At 73.7% G+C, this 19,223-nt stretch carries 16 protein-coding genes; 1 reads left to right on the forward strand and 15 read right to left on the reverse strand.

Annotation, left to right across the window (positions count from 1 at the left end; all coding sequences use genetic code 11):
- Positions 1-150: 150 nt before the first annotated feature.
- The 5 genes from K7B10_RS41245 to K7B10_RS09995 are packed head-to-tail and all read right to left on the reverse strand — an operon-like array spanning position 151 to position 6,068.
- Entirely contained in the window at positions 151-2,160 is a 2,010-nt protein-coding gene (locus tag K7B10_RS41245) for a phage tail sheath subtilisin-like domain-containing protein (RefSeq protein ID WP_229335752.1), read from the reverse strand.
- Entirely contained in the window at positions 2,157-2,612 is a 456-nt protein-coding gene (locus tag K7B10_RS09980; protein ID WP_030858299.1) for a phage tail protein, read from the reverse strand. The genes K7B10_RS41245 and K7B10_RS09980 overlap by 4 nt, the downstream gene beginning before the upstream one ends.
- 26 nt (positions 2,613-2,638) lie before the next feature.
- Entirely contained in the window at positions 2,639-4,513 is a 1,875-nt protein-coding gene (locus K7B10_RS09985) for a phage tail sheath family protein (RefSeq protein ID WP_229335753.1), read from the reverse strand.
- Positions 4,514-4,536: 23 nt separating this feature from the next.
- Complete coding sequence (locus K7B10_RS09990; RefSeq protein ID WP_229335754.1) at positions 4,537-5,415, reverse strand: hypothetical protein; 879 nt, start codon at positions 5,413-5,415, stop codon at positions 4,537-4,539.
- Positions 5,412-6,068: a Pvc16 family protein gene (locus tag K7B10_RS09995; protein ID WP_229335755.1), complete on the reverse strand. Its 657-nt coding sequence runs from the start codon at positions 6,066-6,068 to the stop codon at positions 5,412-5,414. Before K7B10_RS09995 ends, K7B10_RS09990 begins: the two co-directional genes overlap by 4 nt.
- Positions 6,069-6,201: 133 nt before the next feature.
- On the opposite strand from K7B10_RS09995, the gene K7B10_RS10000 reads away from it, so the two are divergent.
- Positions 6,202-7,110 carry a hypothetical protein gene (locus K7B10_RS10000; protein ID WP_229335756.1) on the forward strand — a complete coding sequence of 303 codons (909 nt, stop codon included), beginning with the start codon at positions 6,202-6,204 and terminating at the stop codon, positions 7,108-7,110.
- An 83-nt stretch (positions 7,111-7,193) separates the two neighbouring features.
- Here K7B10_RS10000 and K7B10_RS10005 read toward each other — a convergent pair whose 3' ends face one another.
- The 10 genes from K7B10_RS10005 to K7B10_RS10050 form a co-directional block, all read right to left on the reverse strand.
- On the reverse strand, positions 7,194-7,934 hold the full coding sequence (locus K7B10_RS10005) for a LysR family transcriptional regulator (RefSeq protein WP_229335757.1): 741 nt from the start codon (positions 7,932-7,934) through the stop codon (positions 7,194-7,196).
- 177 nt (positions 7,935-8,111) lie between these two features.
- Complete coding sequence (gene recQ, locus K7B10_RS10010) at positions 8,112-10,115, reverse strand: DNA helicase RecQ (RefSeq protein ID WP_229335758.1); 2,004 nt, start codon at positions 10,113-10,115, stop codon at positions 8,112-8,114.
- 65 nt (positions 10,116-10,180) lie between these two features.
- Complete coding sequence (locus K7B10_RS10015; protein WP_229335759.1) at positions 10,181-10,693, reverse strand: O-acetyl-ADP-ribose deacetylase; 513 nt, start codon at positions 10,691-10,693, stop codon at positions 10,181-10,183.
- Positions 10,693-12,111 carry a phytoene desaturase family protein gene (locus tag K7B10_RS10020; protein WP_229335760.1) on the reverse strand — a complete coding sequence of 473 codons (1,419 nt, stop codon included), beginning with the start codon at positions 12,109-12,111 and terminating at the stop codon, positions 10,693-10,695. Before K7B10_RS10020 ends, K7B10_RS10015 begins: the two co-directional genes overlap by 1 nt.
- Positions 12,112-12,199: 88 nt before the next feature.
- Positions 12,200-13,024, reverse strand: coding sequence for an inositol monophosphatase family protein (locus tag K7B10_RS10025; protein WP_229335761.1), 825 nt, complete (start codon positions 13,022-13,024; stop codon positions 12,200-12,202).
- 42 nt (positions 13,025-13,066) lie between these two features.
- Complete coding sequence (locus K7B10_RS10030) at positions 13,067-14,599, reverse strand: NCS1 family nucleobase:cation symporter-1 (RefSeq protein WP_229335762.1); 1,533 nt, start codon at positions 14,597-14,599, stop codon at positions 13,067-13,069.
- A gap of 35 nt (positions 14,600-14,634) precedes the next feature.
- Positions 14,635-15,636 carry a TIGR03842 family LLM class F420-dependent oxidoreductase gene (locus tag K7B10_RS10035; protein WP_229335763.1) on the reverse strand — a complete coding sequence of 334 codons (1,002 nt, stop codon included), beginning with the start codon at positions 15,634-15,636 and terminating at the stop codon, positions 14,635-14,637.
- Between the two features lie 9 nt (positions 15,637-15,645).
- Entirely contained in the window at positions 15,646-17,046 is a 1,401-nt protein-coding gene (gene hydA / locus K7B10_RS10040) for a dihydropyrimidinase (RefSeq protein ID WP_229335764.1), read from the reverse strand.
- Between the two features lie 16 nt (positions 17,047-17,062).
- Positions 17,063-18,316, reverse strand: a complete 1,254-nt coding sequence (locus K7B10_RS10045; protein ID WP_229344911.1) for an aspartate aminotransferase family protein — start codon at positions 18,314-18,316, stop codon at positions 17,063-17,065.
- 38 nt (positions 18,317-18,354) lie between these two features.
- Positions 18,355-19,197 (reverse strand): nitrilase-related carbon-nitrogen hydrolase, encoded by an 843-nt coding sequence (locus K7B10_RS10050; protein ID WP_229335765.1) that lies wholly within the window; start codon positions 19,195-19,197, stop codon positions 18,355-18,357.
- Positions 19,198-19,223: the final 26 nt, after the last annotated feature.

Raw genomic sequence — 19,223 nt, forward strand, 5'->3', positions numbered from 1 at the left:
CCCGGGGCGACCGCGGCCGGTCCGGGCGCGCCGGCCCCGGACGGCGGGCGGGGGATGTCGGGCGGGGGTTCGGCGGTCCGGCCGGAGGTGGCGCTGCGGGTCAGCCGCACCCGGAAGCGGAAGGTCTGCACGAGCTCGGGCACGCTCACCTCAGGTCACCGCCACGGAGCCGTCGGCGTCCTGCGCGATCCGCAGGACGAGGTACTCCAGGGGCCGGGCGGGGGCCACGCCGATCTCGGCGACGAGCCGTCCGAGCCCCTGCGACCAGCCGGGGTTGAGGTGCTCGTCGCAGCGTACGAAGAAGGCCTCGTCCTCCGTCTCCCCGGCGAACGCCCCGCCGCGGTACAGCCCCCGCAGCAGCTGGACGACGGCGGCGCGCAAGGCGCCCTGCAGCTGCGGGGTGTGCGGTTCGAAGGCCAGCCCCCGTGCCTGCCGGTCCAGCACGAGCCGGAGCATGGTCATCAGCCGGCGCACGCTGAGCTGGCGGTGGTCGGGGTCGCGGGAGAGGGTGCGGGCCGAGGCGAGCCGGTAGCCGTCGCGCTCGGCGCGGAACACGTCGATGCCGAGCAGGTGCAGCTCGTCGCAGTCGGCCTCGCCCAGGCGCTGCGCGGCGGTCACGGCGTCGGCGGCCAGGGCGTTGGCCGGTCCCCAGGGCAGTCCCAGGCTCCGCTCGCGCTCGGCGATGATCCCCGCGGCGAACCCGGAGGGCGGTACGTACACGGCCCGGCGCTCCGGGTCCTCGGGCGCGACGACCCCGAGCCAGGGGTGGTAGGCGGCGGCGTACGAACTGTCGAAGGCGGCCCGCCAGCGGGCGACGGCCCGGACGGGGAGCCCCGGCGGCACGTCGAGGAGGGCGACGAAGCGGCGCTGACGCTCGGCGAGGGCGACGAGCCGCTGCTGGCGGCGCAGGATCTCGGGCAGTTGGGCGCCGGCGTCCAGGAGCAGTGCGCGCGGCCGGGCGGGGTGCAAGGTCATGGGGGCGGGCGGCGGCGGGCAGGGCGAGAAGGAGCCGCCGGGCTCCCGCGGCGGGGTCTCGGTGGTGGGGACGGACTCGCCGTACTGCCAGAGCAGATCCGGTACGCAGAGCAGCGCGACCTCGGTGACCAGAGCCATCCGGTCCACGCCGACGACCTGCCCCGGCCCGGCTTCCTCGGCGCCCTCGAAGCCGTCGACGGGCAGCAGTTCGGCGGGGACCGCGCCCTGGAAGCTGTCGGAGCCGATGGATCCGTAGCGGTCGGTGCCGGGGCGGACGGGCCGGGAGAGGGCGGAGCCCAGGTACCCGTCCGGCGGGAGCAGCGCCCCGGGCCACGGCCCGTCGGGAGCCACCAGCAGGGATTCGGCGGCCAGTACGGCGGCGGCGTACCGGGGGTGGGCGGGGCCCAGCCCGAGCTCCGCGAACCGCTCCAGGCGGGGGTGGGCCGGGTCGCCGTCGGCCACGGTGACGGTGGCGGTGACGACCTCGGCCTCGACGGTCCTCGGCCGGGTGCCGCCAGACGCCGGGGCGCCCCCGCCCGGCGGCCGGTCCAGGACCGCGACCCGGCCGCGCGCCCCGTACTCGTCCTGCCGTTCGGCCAGTTCGAGGACGCGGAAGAAGCTCCCGGAGGCCGGCAGCCACGACCCCCGTACCCGCAGCACGGAGCCGGCCGGCGGGGTGCGCCCCTCGGGCAGGGCCAGCTCCCGGCCGTTCGCGGCGGCCTCGAACGGCCCGGAGCCGGTGAACTCCCAGCGCACCGAGAGCCGCCCGCCCCAGCTTCCCTCGTCCCGGGCGCGCAGCCCGATCGCACACGGCGTCCCGCGGCCCGGGTCGGCGCCGGGCGCGTCCGCGCGGGCCAGCGTGGTCCGGTGCAGGGCGCGGGCCTCCTCGGCGGCGGGATGCGGGGCGCGCGGCAGCGGCGCCACCCGCAGTACGTGGGCCCGGACCCCGCCTTGGGCGAAGAAGGCCCGTACCGCGTACGGCAGCAGCCCAGGGCCCTCCAGGCCGCCGAAGTACCTCTGGTAGTCGGCCCAGCGGTCGACGGCGACCGGCTCGTCGACGGGCCCGCGGGGTGCCACGCCGACGAACCCCGCGATGTCCAGGCGCACCGGCCGGAAGGAGGGCGCCGCCCGCCGGCCGTCCCGGTAGACCCCGGGCGCCCCGAGGCCCCGTCCGGCCGGGCTCACAGCGACTGGAAGTCGATGCGTTCGGCGACGAGGTGGAGTTCCTCCATCGCCACCTCCCCGCCCCCCTTGCCCGTGAGGGTGGGGCCGACCCACTTCTTGGGCTGGGCGGCGCGCAGCACCCAGGCGCAGACCGGTTGGCGTCCCTCGTCGTGGAGGGTGACGGTGACGGTGCGGGCGTCGTACTCGCCCTCGCGGGTGGCCTTGATCCAGTTGAAGAGGCGCAGGTCTCCGATGATGCCGCGTTTGAGGGTGACGTCGTTGGTCGTGTTGGTGTTGGCGATCTTGCGGACGTGGTTCTCGGGGTCGTTGCCGTTGCGGTACTCGGAGAACTTCACCTCGTTGCCGGCCCCGCTGAAGTCGGAGAAGCCGCCGGCGATCTGGTCCTCACCGCCGGTGTCGCCGAGTTTGACGAGGAAGTTGAAGGCTCCGTAGGGGTTGTTGCGCGTGGCCATGGGTGGTGTCTCCCGTTCTGCGGGCGTCAGCCGCGCTGTGCGTCGGCCGTGAACTGTCCGACGCGGAACACGACGAACTCGGCCGGGTAGGTGGGTGCCACCCCGATCAGGCAGATCAGCCGCCCGTTGTCGAGGTCGTTCTGGGTCATGGTGGTGCGGTCGCAGCGGACGAAGAAGGCCTCCTCGGGCTTGGTGCCGAGCAGGGCCCCGGTCCGCCAGACGGTGATCAGGAAGTCCTCGACGGTCTGCCGTACGGAGGCCCACAGCCGTTCGTTGTTCGGCTCGAACACCGCCCACTGGGTGGACTTCTCGATGGAGTGCTCCAGGTAGATGAAGAGCCTGCGCACGTTGACGTACTTCCACTCCGGGTCCGAGCTCATCGTCCGGGCGCCCCACACCCGCCGGGCCCGGCCCTCGAAGAAGCGCAGGGCGTTGACGCCCTCCGGGTTGAGCACGGACTGCCGGTCGTAGGTCACGTTGGTGGTGAAGTCGTTGATGCCGAGGAGGACTTCGTTGGCCGGGGCCTTGTGCACACCGCGCTCCACGTCACTGCGGGCGTAGACCCCGGCGACGTACCCGGAGGGCGGCACGTCGATGACCGGCGGCGGAGCGCCGGGGTCGGGGCGCCGGCTCGGATCGGTGATCCGTACCCAGGGGTAGTAGAGAGCGGCGTACTTGGTGTCGAACTGGGCCCGGAACCGGCGCACTTCGGAGATCGAGCTGTCGCGGGGCGGGTCGACGATCGCCATGCGGTAGCGCAGCTTCTCGCAGTGCCCGATGAGGAGGTCGACGGCGGTCTTCTGCTCGGCGGCGGGCAGGGTGACGGTGTCCGGGAGGGCGACGATGGCGATGTCGTCGATCTCGGCGAGCGCGCCGAGCCCGCGGGCGGGATCGGTGAGGCTGTCCGGATTGGCCTCCTTGCCGCCGAGGTCCTGCGCGGTCGGCTCCAGTCCGTCGCCGCCGCGGGTCAGGTGGGCGCCGGGCTGTCCGAGGCCGAGGAGGGCGGCGAGCCGGGCGCCGGGGAGCGTGGGCGGCGCTCCGGCGGCGGGCCTCACCGTGTCCAGCCAGACGAGGGAGAACTCGTCGGCCGGATCGGCGGCCTGGAGCACGTTGCCCACCGAGCGCGGGTGCCGGTCGTCGAGCTCCAGCTCGTTGTACACGTCGACGCGCTCGCCCAGGCGCACGGTGACGGCCAGCGTCAGGTGGAAGGCGGCGGTTCCGGCCGCGACGGGCTCGAAACCGCCCTGGCCGTTCAGGTATCCGAGGATCCCGTCGGCGCGGCGGACGACGGTCCTGACGTTGGCCGCCACCGGCGGCGCGTCGTCGGACGGGGAGGGCGCGTTCCCGCCGCTCAGCGGGAGGACCTCCACGGCGGCGCCCGCCTGTACGCCGGTGAGCCGGAGCGCTCCGTCGCCGCCGGCGATCAGGATGTTCTTGCCGCGCCGGAAGGTCACCGCCACGGAGATCCGGGCACCGGCGGAGCCCGGCCAGCGGGCCCGCCAGTACAGCAGCGGGGTGCCCGTCGCCGGGACGGCCAGGGAGGCGAAATTGGCGTCGACGGCGGGGGGCGCGTCCTCGGCGGCGCTCGTGCGGACGAAGGGGAAGACCCGCGAGACGTACAGGCGGCGCCCGCCGTTGGCGAAGAAGGCCCGTGCGGCCAGGGCGAGTGGGCAGTCCTCCTCGCCGATCTTCAGCCCGCCGAAGGCCCGTTCGTACTCGGTGAAGCTCGTGACGAGCGCCGGCCCCGGCAGCACGGTGGGACCGCCCGGCAGGAGGTACGGCACCGGTCCGTACTCGGTGCGCCCCGCCATGCCGAACGTGCTGGTCGGCACTCCCTCGATGGACCGCGAACGGAAGCTGGTCTCCTCGACGTAGACGCCGGGGGTCAGGTACTCGGGCATGTACGGGTCTCCTCGGTCACGGGTCAGGCGGGGACGTGCGGCAGGTCGGCGGCGTGGACCACCTGGCCGACGGTGAGGGCGCGGACGGTGTCGGCGGCGGCGGTGCGGTATCCGGCCGGGCGGGCGGTGCCGCGCAGCACCGCGTTGTCGAGGTCCTGCGGTCGGGGCGGGTTGGCGCTGCGCACGACCGGCTCCGCGACGAGGTCGGCCGTCGCACCGGCCGGCGGGTCGGGGGCGTGGGTGCGCAGCGCGACGGCGAACCCGGAGGGCGGCGGGTACGGGAGCACCCCGACCCCGTCGATCAGCAGCAGCACCTGGCCGTGCTCGTCGCCGTGGGCCCAGCCGAGCGGGACTCCGCCCGGCCCGAAGGCGTCCACCCGCGGCCAGCGCACGGGGGTGGCGGCGGCGTCCGGGCGTACGACGCGCAGCCGCAGACCGGTCGTGCCCTGCGGGACCGGGTAGGCGGGACCGGGCAGCAGCCAGGGGATCAACAGCCGGGCGTCGGCGCGGACGTGGGGGGCGGTGGGCGGCCGCTCGTCGGCGCCGGAGACTTCGGCGCGGGTCCACAGCGGTACGGAGAAGCGGCGCGGTATCCAGCGGCGGGCGGGGTCGTCGATCCGTACGGTGACGGCGGCCGGGAGGCCGCCCGCGGTGGTGTGGCGCAGGACGAACCCGGCGGCTCCGTGCCCTTCGAGGGGGCGGAGCAGGTCCTGCGGGCGACGCTGCCGGCGGCCCGGTACGGGCTCGCTCTCGCAGCCCACGCGCAGCCCCGGCCCGGCGGCGGCGCGGCTCCTGGCGTCCAGGGGCCGCACGACCAGCGCGAGCCGGTGCAGTACGTCGACCGGACCGGCCTCCACGGCGATGCGCCGGTCCGCCCCGCCGGAGCCCGCCCCCGGCGTCATCGGAGCGGCTCCGGCGGCGGCCCGGCCGACGGCCCCGCCGACAGCCCGGCCGACAGCCCGGCCGAAGCCCCCGCCGACGACCCGGCGGTGACCACGGTGACCTCGCCCGCGGCGGGGCCGGCCGGCCCGTCGATCCGCACGACCCGGGCGACGTACGGCAGGCAGAGGCGGTAGTCGGTGGTCATCGCCTGGAAGGCCTCGCTCATCGAGTCCATGGCCAGCTCGTCGGGGACGATCTGCACCGAGTCCCCGGCGATCCAGTCCCCGCTCGGGTGCAGCAGCGGCCCGGTGAACACCCCCTCGCTCTCCAGGATCCGGGCGGCCAGCCCCAGCCATTCGAGCTCCGCCTCCACGAACCGGTCCCAGGCGGCGATCATCAGGTGCATCCGCAGCGGCAGCCGGGGCAGCCCGTCCTGGGCGGCCATCGCCGCCAGCGCGGGCCGGGTCTCGCGGTCGATGCTCAGGCGGTAGCAGTAGACGGACACCGCCGGATTGCGGATGACGGAGCCCGGGGTGTCCACCTTGTCGAAGTCGACGGGCCCGGCGAGGACGGCCTCCGGGCGGCGCCCCGCCGGGATCTCCTCGGCGAAGCGCCGGTTGAGCAGCGTGACGACGCTGCGCCCCACGGCGGCGAGTGCCCGGTATCCAGCCATGGGCCGATGCTGCGGCCCCTCCCGTCACGGGCGCGTTGCGCGGGCCGCGGGCGGCGATGGCCGGGCGACGAACCGGTGACACCGCCCGGCCCACACTCGGGTGCGCCTGCCCCCTCACCCAGGAGAGCCCACCATGAGCAGCACCGCGCACCACCCCCCGGCCGCCGGCACGGGCGGCTGCGATCCCGGCGCGATCGACGAGCTCGCCTGCGTCGCCGCGGGCATCCAGCGCCGGGCCGAGGTCACCCAGCAGCACCTGCCCCAACTGCGCGAGTTCCAGGAGAAGTTCAACAGCGCCCGGACCGAGTACACCAAGGCCCGGCTGGCCGCGAAGACCGATCTGGACGAGGCGGCGGCGACACTCGCCAAGGTCCGCGAGCAGATCCGCTGCCGGGTCACCCACGAGCAGCGCCACTGCCTGCAGCAGGCCGTCGACAAGGTCTTCGACGAGATCCGCCGCTGCACGGGCGGCCGGGGCTGCTGCGTGGACGACTGCGGGTGCGATTTCGACGACACGGTCGGCCGGGAGGACACGGTCGCCACACTGGCGGCGCGCATCGCCCGGTACACGGCGGACACCTCGAAGGCCGCGGCCTGTTTCACCGACCTGGACGGGGAGCTGACGGCGCTGCCGGAGCGCGCGGCGAAGATCAAGACGGATGCGGCCCAGCTGCTGGCGGACGTCTGCGACGCGGCCTTGGGCAAGGACGTCGTACGCCTCTACGCGCGCCTGCTGGTGCTGCTCCGCCGCAGCGCGGAGGCCTGGCGGGGCTTCACCACGGTCTCCGAGTTCGTCGACTGCCTCTGCAAGGCCCTGCTGTGCGTGTTCAAGGGCTGGCAGGCGATCGCCGTGCTGGAGGGCGCCCGCGCCGAGCTGCTGTGCAAGGAGGAGACGCGGAAGAAGGCGTGCGAGCGCAAGCAGAAGGAGACGGTCGAGGAGGTGATGGCGGAGTACACCCGGCTGTGCCCGCCGTGTGCCGCGCACTCCGACGAGACCGAGGAGGAGGATCCGGACGAGGACCGCACCGCCGACGCGGCCTGAGGCTCCCCGACCGGGTCTCAGCCGTGCGGGCCCTCGGGCTCGGGCTCCGGTGCGGGGGCGCCGGCGGCCGCGGCCGCCGGCAGTTATCGCAGCGCGGGTCCGGGAGGCCCGGGCAGCACCGCCAGGTACGTCGTCAGGGCCGGCCGGGTCAGCGGCCGGATCGTGGTGCGCGGCAGCCTCGGCACCGGCCCCACCTCGTAGAACACCGTCCAGGACGGGGCCAGGGGGCTCTCGCCGATCGCCGTCAGCGTGGCGAGCAGGTCGGTGAAGGGCGGCCCGGCCGGTGCCGCGGCCAGCGGGGCGACCAGGTCGTGGAAGGGCGGGTTGTCCTCGCGCGCGGCCGGCCGCAGCGGCAGGTGCGCCAGCTGCTCCGGGGCGAGCTCCTCGGCGGCGGCCAGCGGATGCCCGCCCGGCAGGGCCGCGTACAGCGGGTCCCGCCACAGCGGCAGCAGCTCCAGGCCGGGGGCGTCGGGCCGGGCGCGGACCAGTGCCGCGTCCAGCTCGCCCGAACGCACCGCCGCGAGCCGCTCGGTCACCGGCAGCCGGACCGGCCGTACCCGCAGCCCGGGTGCGCGCTCGGCGAGCTCCTCCAGCAGCCGGTAGACCCGGTCCCCCGGCCCGTGCACCGTGCCCAGCCTGAGCACTCCGGTCGCGCCCGCCGCGACCCCGGCGGCCACCTCCCGCGTGCGGGCGGCCGCTGCGAGCACCGCCCGCGCCTCCGGGAGCAGCCGCTCCCCGGCGCCGGTGAGGCCCACCCGGCGGGTGGTGCGGGTGAACAGGACCAGGCCCAGTTCCCGCTCCAGCAGGCCGATCTGACGGCTCACCGCCGACTGGACGGCGCCGCCGGCTCTTCGGCTGCTTCCGGACGCTGGGGCGCATCCAGCACGGGCTGGCGTCCTTCGAGGAGCTGCTGCCCCACCAGGACCGCTACGACGTCCACTTCCCCGGGGCCTGAGGCCGCCCCGTGGTGCGCGCCGCGGGGCCGGGCGGGCCGGGCCCGCCTACTCCCAGTCGTCCCAGGGCGGGTCCGTGTCGTCGAAGTCGAAGGGCGGTTCCTCGTCGGCGTGCGGGGCCGCGGGCTCCGGGGCCGCGGCCCGCGGCGGGGACGCCGGTGGCGGGGACGCCGGGCCGGCGGCGGCTCCGGTCTCGGCCAGCGCCGCCAGGATCCCCTCGGCGTACTTGGCCAGCTTCGCCTCGCCGACACCGCTGACCGTGCCGAGCTCCTCGGCCGTGCCGGGCAGCCTGGTCGCGATCTCCCGCAGCGTCGCGTCGTGGAAGACCACGTACGCCGGCACGCCCTGCTCCTTGGCGGTCGCGCCCCGCCAGGCGCGCAGGGCCTCGAACACCGGCACGGCCGCCGCCGGCAGGTCGACCGGGACCCGCCCGGCCTTCCCCGAGCCGGAGCCCGAGCCGGAGGACTTGCGGGCCGATGGGGCCGGCGCGGCCTCCTTGCGCATCGGCACGCCGCGGCGCCCGCCCAGCACCTCACCGCTGGCGTCGGTCAGCACCAGCGTCCCGTAGTCCCCCTCGACCGCCAGCAGCCCCGAGGCCAGCAGCTGCCGTACGACCCCGCGCCATTCCGCGGTGCTCAGGTCCGTGCCGATCCCGAAGACCGACAGGGCGTCGTGGTCGAACTGGATGACCTTGGCCGTCTTCTTGCCCTGGAGGATGTCGATGATCTGGCCGGCGCCGAACTTCTGCCGCCGCTCCTTCGCCAGCCGCCACACCGTGGACATCAGCTTCTGCGCGGCGACCGTGCCGTCCCAGGACTCGGCCGGGGTCAGGCAGGTGTCACAGTTGCCGCACGGCCCGGCGGCCGCCTGCCCGAAGTACGCCAGCAGCCGCGCCCGGCGGCACTCGACCGTCTCGCAGAGCGCGAGCATCGCGTCGAGGTGGGCGGCCAGGGAGCGGCGGTGCGTCTCGTCGCCCTCGGAGCCCTCGATCATCTTGCGCTGCTGCACCACGTCCTGCAGCCCGTACGCGAGCCAGGCCGTGGCCGGCTCCCCGTCACGGCCGGCGCGGCCGGTCTCCTGGTAGTAGCCCTCGACCGACTTCGGCAGGTCCAGGTGCGCCACGAACCGCACGTCCGGCTTGTCGATGCCCATGCCGAACGCGATCGTGGCCACCACCACGACCCCGTCCTCCCGCAGGAAGCGCGCCTGGTTCGCCGCGCGCGTGCGGGAGTCCATGCCCGCGTGGTACGCGACCGCGTCGATGCCGTGCTCCACCAGGAACGCGGCGGTCTTCTCCACGGAGGCCCGCGACAGGCAGTAGACGACTCCGGCGTCCCCGGCGTGCTCGGTGCGGATCAGCTCCAGCAGCTGCCGGGTCGGGTTGTTCTTCGGGGCGATCCGGTACTGGATGTTGGGCCGGTCGAAGCTGGCGACGAAATGCCGGGCCCCGCCCTCCGTCAGCCCCAGCCGGGCCGCGATCTCGGCGTGCGTGGCCTCGGTGGCCGTCGCGGTCAGCGCGATCCGCGGCACCGTGGGCCAGCGCTCGTGCAGCATCGACAGCGCCAGGTAGTCGGGCCGGAAGTCGTGGCCCCACTGGGCGACGCAGTGCGCCTCGTCGATCGCGAAGAGCGACACCGTGCCCCGGTCGAGCAGCCGCTGGGTGCCCTCGGTGCGCAGCCGCTCGGGGGCCAGGTAGAGCAGGTCCAGCTCACCGGCGAGGAAGGCCTGCTCGACGGCCTGGCGCTCGTACGGATCCTGCGTCGAGTTCAGGAACCCGGCCCGCACGCCGAGCGCCGTCAGCGCGTCAACCTGGTCCTGCATGAGCGCGATCAGCGGTGAGATCACCACGCCGGTACCGGCTCTGACCAGCGCCGGGATCTGGTAGCAGAGCGATTTGCCGCCGCCCGTGGGCATCAGGACCAGCGCGTCCCCGCCGCCGGCCACGTGCTCGATGATCTGCTGCTGCTCGCCGCGGAAGGAGTCGTATCCGAAGACGCGGTGCAGCACCTCGAGGGCATCGGGGGTCTCGGTGGGGGCGTCGACAAGGCTCATCCCAGAAGCCTATCGACCCCCACCGACACATCCGGACGCATCGAGCGCATCCCCCCGCCCCGGCGCTACCCCAGCGCCGTCGCGAAGACCGCGTACGCCTGCTCGTCGAAGAGGACGAAGCGGACCTCCTCCACGGGCGCCGCGGCCGCCGCGCGGACCGTTTCCACCGCGATCCGGGCACCGTCGTCCATCGGCCATCCGAAGATCCCGGTGGAGATCGCCGGGAAGGCGACCGTACGGGCCCCCAGCTCGGCCGCGACCCGCAGGGACTCGCGGTAGCAGGAGGCCAGCTGCGCCGAGCGGTCCTCGTCCCGGGACCACACCGGGCCCACCGTGTGGATCACCCAGTCGGCCGGGAGCCGGCCCGCCGTCGTGGCCACGGCCCGGCCCGTCGCGAGGCCCTTGCCGTACTGGGAGGCGCGCAGCGCCCGGCAGGCTTCCAGGATCTCGGGGCCGCCGCGCCGGTGGATGGCGCCGTCCACTCCGCCGCCGCCGAGCAGCGAGGAGTTCGCCGCGTTGACGATCGCGTCCGCGCGCTCGGCCGTGATGTCGCCCTGGACGAGGGTGATGCGCACCATCAGGTGGCCCTTCTCAGGTGGCGCCAGACCGCCTTGGCCGCGTTGTGCCCGGACATGCCGTGCACTCCCGGGCCGGGCGGGGTGGCGGAGGAGCAGAGGAACACGGCCGGGTGGGCCGTCGTGTACGGGGACAGGGTCAGCTTGGGCCGCAGCAGCAGCTGGAGCCCGGAGGCCGCGCCGCACGCGATGTCGCCGCCGACGTAGTTGGGGTTGCGGGCGGCCAGCTCCGGCGGTCCGGCCGTGGCGCGGGCCAGCACCAGGTCGCGGAAACCGGGGGCGAAGCGCTCGAGCTGCCTCTCGACGGCTTCGGTGAGGTCACCGCCCCAGCCCGCGGGGACGTGCCCGTACGCCCAGAACACGTGCTTGCCCTCGGGCGCCCGGCCGGGGTCGACCAGGCTGGGCTGGGCGGTGATCAGGAAGGGGTTGCGCGGGGCCCGGCCGCCGGTGGCCAGCTGGAGGGCGGCGTCGATGTCGCGGGCGCGCGGGCCGATCTGGACGGTGCCGGCCCGGCGCGGGGCCTCGGCGGTCCAGGGCACGGGGCCGGACAGGGCGTAGTCGAGCTTGAACGCGGCGGCGCCGTACCGGTACCCGTCGTACGCGCGTCCCAGCCGGGCGATCCGGGCCAGCGCGGTCGGCGAGGTGTCGAAGACGTACGCCCGGGCGGGAGGCAGGTCGTCGAGGCGCTTGACCTCGAAGCCGGTGTGGACCGCGCCGCCCAGGTCGCGCAGGTACCCGGCGAGGGCGTCCGAGATCGACTGCGAGCCGCCGCGCGGCACGGGCCAGCCGCCGGCGTGCGCGGCGAGGGCGAAGACGAGGCCGACGGCGCTCGTGCCGATCCCGCCCAGCGGGGCGATGACGTGCGCGACGAGCCCGGCGAACAGGGCCCGCGCCCGCTCCTCGTGGAAGCGGTTCAGCAGCCAGGTGGAGGGCGGCAGTCCGGCGAGCCCGAAACGGGCCAGGGTGACGGGGTCCCGGGGCAGGGCGGTCGAGGGCAGGGACATGAAGTCCCGGGCCAGGGTGTCCCACTTGCCGAGGAAGGGGGCCACCAGCCGCCGGTACGTGCCCGCGTCGCGCGGACCGAGGGAGGCCGCCGTCTCGGAGACGGAGCGGGAGAGCACGGCGGCGGTGCCGTCGTCGAAGGGGTGCGCCATGGGCAGCGGGGCGTGCAGCCACTCCAGCCCGTACCGCTTCAGCGGCATGGTGGAGAACACCGGCGAGCCGATGCCGAGCGGGTGCACGGCCGAGCAGGGGTCGTGCCGGAAGCCCGGGAGCGTGAGCTCCTCGGTGCGGGCCCCGCCGCCGACCGTCTCCGCGGCCTCGAACACGGCCACCGAGAGGCCGCGCCGGGCCAGCTCGACGGCGGCCGTCAGCCCGTTGGGCCCCGCCCCCACCACGACCGCATCGAGAATCGACGGCACCTTGAGACTCCTTCGTCCGGCGGCGGCTGCGCTCCCAGGATATTCGCCCCGTCCACACCGGCCGCCGCCCGCGCCCGGACGGGGGCGCCTACGCGCCGCGCAGCAGCTCGCGGATCCGGACGGCAGTGGCCTCGTCGCGCCCCACGGCGAACGGCAGCTCGTTGTCCCGGTCCACCCGGAAGGGGACCCCGGCGACGGTGCTCTGCGCGCCGCCCGCCTCGGCGACCAGGAGCAGTCCGGCCGCGTGGTCCCACGCCGAGGGCCAGGTGAAGGCGAGGCCGTCCATCTCCCCGCGGGCCACCTTCAGGTACTCCAGACCCGCCGAGCCGCAGGGCCGGGCCGCGACCCCGGGCACGTCGAGCCGGGACAGCTTCGCCTTGTCCTCTTCCGAGGTGTACAGCGGGTGGGCCATGGCGACCCGCAGATCGGCGCCGGGCCGCGGCGAACCACTGTGGATGCGCTCGCCGTTGACGTACGCGCCCTGCCCGCGCACGGCGGTCGCCAGCTCCTCCAGCGCCGGGGCGAAGGTCCAGGAGGCGAGGATCTCGCCGCGGTGGGCCAGGGCGACCAGGGTGCAGAACGCCGGGTCCCCGGCGACGAACTGCCGGGTGCCGTCCACCGGGTCGACGATCCACACCGGCGCGTCGGCGCGCAGCGCCCCGTACACGGTCGGGTCGGCGTGGACCGCCTCCTCGCCGACGACGGCGGAGCCGGGCAGCAGGTGGGTCAGGGAGGCCGTGAGGTGCTCCTCGGCCTTGCGGTCGGCGACGGTCACCAGATCGTGCGGACCGCTCTTCTGGTCCACCTCGTGGTCGGCGAGCTGCCGGAATCTCGGCATGATCTCGACCGCCGCCGCCTTGCGGATCGCTTCTTCCACTGCGGACAGGTCTTGGGCCAGGAACTCTTCGATCATGCCCCCATCACACCACGCCGGGCTGACAAACCCCACCGGTCGTCATGTCGGTCTGCCGTACTCGGGATGGCCCCCCGGTGAACCGCGGCGCGTCCAGCGCATCAGGGCCGTGTAGAGCAGCAGGGACGCGGCCAGGCCGACCGCCCAGCCGTAGTCCGCGAGGGGTTTCAGGAGGGGGATCAGGCCCTCCTCGGGGAAGGGGCCCTTGCCGGGGGCGGAGTGCGAGCCGCCGATGGCCAGCACCCCGCCGACGGCGAAGGCGGCGACCGCCCGGACGTTCCAGCCGCCCGCGTACCAGTACGGCCCGCCCGCCCGGTACAGGTCGGGCAGCGAGAGCCGGGTGCGCCGCACGATCCAGTAGTCCGCGATGAGGATGCCGGCGACGGTGCCGAGCAGCCCGCCGACCAGGCCGAGCCAGGTGAAGATGTACAGCTCGGGGGTGGAGGTCAGCTTCCACGGCATGATCAGCACGCCGACGACCCCCGTGATCAGCGCGCCCCGGCGGAAGTCGATCAGGCGGGGCGCCAGGTTGGACAGGTCGTACGCCGGGGAGACGACGTTGGCCGCGATGTTCACCGAGATCGTCGCGATCAGTACGGTGACCAGCGCGTAGAGCAGCCCGAAGACGCTGTCGGTCTTGGCGACGAGCTCCACCGGGTCCCAGATCGGGGTCCCGTAGACCGCCTCCGATCCGGAGGTGACGAACACCGACAGCAGCGCGAAGAGGATCATCGTCGTCGGCAGTCCGAGCGTCTGGCCGAGGATCTGCGAGCGCTGGCCGGCGCCGAAGCGCGTGAAGTCCGGGATGTTGAGCGAGAGGGTGGACCAGAAGGCGATCATCGCCATCAGGGAGGGGAAGAACACCGACCAGAACTCCGGGCCCCAGCCGAGCCGGGAGGGCTGGTCGAGCAGTTCGCCGAAGCCGCCCGCCTTCACCCCGATCCACACCAGCAGGGCCAGGGCGCCGACGATGACGAAGGGCGCGGCCCAGTTCTCGAACCGCCGCAGGGCCTCCATCCCCCGGTAGATGATGGCGAGTTGCAGGACCCAGAAGACGGCGAAGCACAGCCACAGCGTCCACGGTTCGCCGCCGATCTCCGCGGCGTCCGACCAGCCGCCGAAGATCTTGCCGAGCAGCACGAAGATCCCGGACCCGCCGATCCAGGTCTGGATCCCGAACCAGGCACAGGCCACGGCCGCCCGGATCAGTGCGGCCAGATTGGCTCCGCGCACCCCGAAGGAGGCGCGGGCCAGCACCGGGAACGGGATCCCGTACTTGGGGCCGGCGTGCCCGGTGAGCAGCATCGGCCCCAGTACGACGATGTTGGCCAGGGCGATGGTGAAGACGGCCTGCTTCCAGTCCATTCCCAGGGCCACCAGCCCGGAGGCGAGCAGCCAGGAGGGGATGTTGTGCGCCATGCCGACCCACAGGGCCGTGAAGTTGTACGTGGTCCAGCGCCGGGCCGCGACCGGTACGGGCAGCAGGTCGGGGTTGCTGAAGCGGCTGTCGGACGGGGCCTCGCCGGGGGCGAGCTCCACGCGGTTCCCGGTTTCTGCGGTCGGGTGGTCCGGCACGTGCGCACGCCCCTTCGGGTCGGACGGAGATCGGGTCAGGCTCTGAGCGCCGGGATCACGTGCTGCCCGTACGCGTCGATGGTGGCCTCCTGCGCGTCGTGCATGTCGTACACGGCGAACTGGTCGACGCCCAGGTCGCGCAGTGCCCGCAGCTTCTCGATGTGGGCCTCGGGCGGACCGAGCAGGCAGAAGCGGTCCACGATCTCGTCGGGCACGAAGTCGGCGGACGGGTTCCCGGCGCGGCCGTGGTGGCTGTAGTCGTAGCCCTCGCGGGCCTTGATGTACTCGGTGAGGGCGTCCGGCACCATGCCGGAGTGCTCTCCGTAGCGCCCGACGAGGTCGGCGACGTGGTTGCCGACCATCCCGCCGAACCAGCGGCACTGGTCGCGGGCGTGGGCCAGGTCCTCGCCCACGTACGCCGGCGCCGCGACGCAGATGGTGACCGCGTCCGGATCCCGCCCGGCCCGTTCGGCGGCCTGCCGGACGGAGCCGACCATCCACTCGGTGAGGTAGGGGTCGGCGAGCTGGAGGATGAACCCGTCCGCCTTCTCCCCGGCCAGGGCCAGCGCCTTCGGCCCGTACGCGGCCATCCAGACGGGGAGCTTCCCGTCCCGGACCCACGGGAGCCGCAGCGGGTTGCCGTCGACCTCGGCCTCCCGGCCCTCGGCGAGGTCGCGGATGACGTCGATGGCCTCGCCGAGGCGGGCCAGGGTGTTGGGTTTGCGTCCGGCGACCCGCATCGCCGAGTCGCCGCGGCCGATCCCGCACACCGTGCGGTTGCCGTACATGTCGTTGAGGGTGGCGAAGGTGGAGGCGGTGACCTCCCAGGTACGGGTGCCGGGGTTGGTGACCATCGGGCCGATGTGCAGCTTCTGGGTGTTCGCGAGGATCTGGCTGTAGATGACGAAGGGTTCCTGCCACAGGACCGCCGAGTCGAAGGTCCAGCCGTAGCGGAAGCCGTTGCGCTCGGCGCGCTTCATGAGGCTGATGACCCGGGAGGCGGGCGGGTCGGTCTGGAGGACGAGGCCGAAGTCCATCACGGCTCCTTAGAGGTACTGGCAGGTGGAGCGGGGGATGAACACCCCGTGGCCGGCCCGGCCCGTGTATGCGCGCCGGTCGATGACGAGTTCGCCGCGGGAGAGCACGGTGTCGACGCGTCCGGTGATCCGCTTGCCCTCGTACGCCGAGTAGTCCACGTTCATGTGGTGCGTCTCGGCGGAGATGACCTGCTCGGCGTGCGGATCGTAGAGGACGATGTCGGCGTCGGAGCCCGGCGCGATGGTGCCCTTCTGCGGGTAGAGGCCGAACATCCGGGCCGGGCTCGCGCAGGCGATCTCGATCCAGCGGCGGCGGCTGATGTGCCCGTCCAGGACCGCCTGGTGGAGGAGGTCCATCCGGTTCTCCACCCCCGGCAGCCCGTTGGGGATCTTGGAGAAGTCCCCGCGGCCGAGTTCCTTCTGGCCGCGGAAGCAGAACGGGCAGTGGTCGGTGGAGACCACCTGGAGGTCGTTGGTCCGCAGCCCCCGCCACAGCGCCGCCTGGTGCTCGCGCGGCCTCAGCGGGGTGGAGCAGACGTACTTGGCGCCCTGGAAATCGGGCTCTTCGAGGTTGTCGGTGGACAGGAAGAGGTACTGCGGGCAGGTCTCGCCGAACACCGGCAGGCCCTTGTCGCGGGCGGCGGCGAGTTCGGCCACCGCCTCGTCCGCCGAGACGTGGACCACGTACAGCGGGGAGCCGGCGACGCGCGCGAGCTGGATCGCCCGGTGGGTGGCCTCGGCTTCGAGGACGACCTTGCGGACCTCGCCGTGGTGGCGGGGGTCGGTCTCGCCCCGGGCCAGGGCCTGTTCGACGAGGACGTCGATGGCGATGCCGTTCTCGGCGTGCATCATGATCAGCCCGCCGTTGCCGGAGGCCCGCTGCATGGCGCGCAGGATCTGCCCGTCGTCGCTGTAGAACACCCCGGGGTAGGCCATGAACAGCTTGAAGGAGGTGACCCCCTCCCCGATGAGATGGTCCATCTCCTTCAGGGTCCCCTCGTTGACGTCCGAGAGGATCATGTGGAAGGCGTAGTCGATGGAGCACTTGCCGTCGGCTTTGTCGTACCAGGTGTCGAGCCCCTGGCGCAGGGCCTGGCCCATGCTCTGGACGGCGAAGTCGACGATGGTGGTGGTGCCGCCCCAGGCGGCGGCCCGGGTCCCGGTCTCGAAGGTGTCCGAGGCGGCGGTCCCGCCGAAAGGCAGCTCCATGTGGGTGTGGGCGTCGACCCCGCCGGGGATGACGTACTTCCCGCTCGCGTCGATCGTGCGGTCGGCCGTCCAGGCCTCGGCGGCCGCCGAGCCGTGCGCCGCGAGGGCGGCGACGCGGCCGTCCTCCACCAGTACGTCGGCGTGGAGTTCGTCGGCGGCCGTGATGACGAGGCCGCCGCGGATGAGGGTGCGGATGGACATGTGCGGCGCCTTCCGGTCACACGATGCTGTGCAGGGCCCGTTCGAGGATCTCGGCGCCCTCTTCCGCCTCGGCGACGGTGAGGGAGAGCGGCGGCGCGATGCGCAGCACGCTCGTGTCGTGTCCGCCGCCCTTGCCGAGCAGCAGGCCTCCTTCGCGGGCGGCCTCGAGGACGGCGGCGGCGGCGTCCGGGTCGGCCACGTCGGTGCCGGGCTTCGTCAGCTCCAGCGCGGCCATCAGGCCCCGGCCGCGGACCTCCCGGACGGCGGGCACGGTGGCGGCGATGGCGCGCAGCCGCTCCAGGAGCAGGCCGCCGACGCGGCGGGCGTTGCCCTGGAGGTCGTGCTCCAGCAGGTACGCGAGGTTGGCGACGCCGGCCGCCATGGTGATCGGGGAACCGCCGAAGGTGGAGATGGAGTTGGTGTCGATGCAGTTCATGATCTCGGCGCGGGCCACGACCCCGCCGACGGACATGCCGTTGCCGATGCCCTTGGCGAAGGTGAGGATGTCCGGCGGGCCGCTGCGGCCGTGGGCCTGCCAGCCCCAGAAGTTGTCGCCGGTGCGGCCCCAGCCGGTCTGCACCTCGTCGCTGATCCAGAGGATGCCGTGCCGGTCGAGGACCTCGCGGAAGGCCCCGTACAGCCCGTCGGGCGGGGCGGTGAACCCGCCGACGCCCTGGATCGGCTCGGCGATGAGGGCGGCGACCCCGCCTCGGGCCTGGCCGAGCACGTCCTCCAGGTCGGCGACGGCGGCCGCGGTGAAGGCGGTGTCGTCGAGGTGCGCGAAGGGGCCCCGGGTGCGGACGGCGCCGTGGACGTAGTACGTCTGCAGCGGCGAGAGGCTCGTCGGGGACCAGCCGCGGTTGCCGGTGACGGAGACGGTCGAGAAGGAACGGCCGTGGTAGCTGTTGCGCATCGCCAGGATCTGGTTGGAGCGGCGGTACGCCGTCGCCAGCATCAGGGCGGTGTCGTTGGCCTCGGTGCCGGAGGTGGTGAAGAAGACCCGCGCCTCGGGAATGCCGGACAGCGCGGCGACCCGCTCGGCGAGCTCGATCATCGGGCGGTTGAGGTACAGGGTGGAGGAGTGGATGAGCCGGCCGGCCTGTTCGGAGACGGCCTTGGTGACCTCGGGCAGGGCGTGGGCGGTCATCGTGGTGAGGATGCCGCCGAAGAAGTCGAGGTAGCGGTTGCCGCCGGCGTCCCAGACGTGGCGGCCCTCGCCGTGCGTGAGCTCGATGGGGCGGCGGTAGTAGAGCGCGAGCCAGTCGGGCATGACGGCCTGGTGGCGGCTGTGCAGGGGAATCGGGTTGGTCACGGCTGAACGAGCCCTCCGTAGGCGTCGGGGCGGCGGTCGCGGTAGAAGGCCCACTGGTCGCGGACCTCCTTGATCAGGTCGAAGTCGAGGTCCCGGATGAGGAGTTCCTCGTCCTTGCCGCTGGCGACGTCCCCGACGAACCGGCCGCGGGGGTCGACGAAGTAGCTGGTGCCGTAGAAGTCGTTGTCGCCGTACTCCTCCTGGCCGACGCGGTTGATCGCGGCGATGAAGTACTCGTTGGCGACGGCCGCGGCGGGCTGTTCCAGCTGCCAGAGGTAGGAGGACAGGCCCCGGTGGGTGGCGGAGGGGTTGTAGACGAGCTGGGCCCCGGCCAGGCCCAGGGCGCGCCAGCCTTCGGGGAAGTGGCGGTCGTAGCAGATGTAGACGCCCACCCGGCCGACGGCGGTGTCGAAGACGGGCCAGCCGAGATTGCCCGGGCGGAAGTAGTACTTCTCCCAGAAGCCCTTGACCTGGGGGATGTGGTGTTTGCGGTACTTGCCGAGGTAGCTGCCGTCGGCGTCGATGACGGCGGCGGTGTTGTAGTAGAAGCCCTCGGACTCGCGCTCGAAGACCGGGGCGACGATGACCATGCCGGTCTCGCGGGCGAGCGCCTGCATCCGCTGGACGGTGGGGCCGTCGGGGACGGGTTCGGCCCAGCGGTAGTGCTCGGGTTCCTGGACCTGGCAGAAGTAGGGTGCGTTGAACACCTCTTGGAAGCCGATGATCTGCGCGCCGTCGGCGGCCGCCCGCCGGGCGTGCTCCTCGTGCTTGGTGATCATCGACTCGGTGTCTCCGGTCCAGGTGGCCTGGACGAGTGCGGCGCGGACGACTTGGGCCATGAGCTGCTCCTCGCGACGGGAACGCC

The sequence above is a fragment of the Streptomyces flavotricini genome, from assembly GCF_020639365.1.
Classification (GTDB): domain Bacteria; phylum Actinomycetota; class Actinomycetes; order Streptomycetales; family Streptomycetaceae; genus Streptomyces; species Streptomyces flavotricini.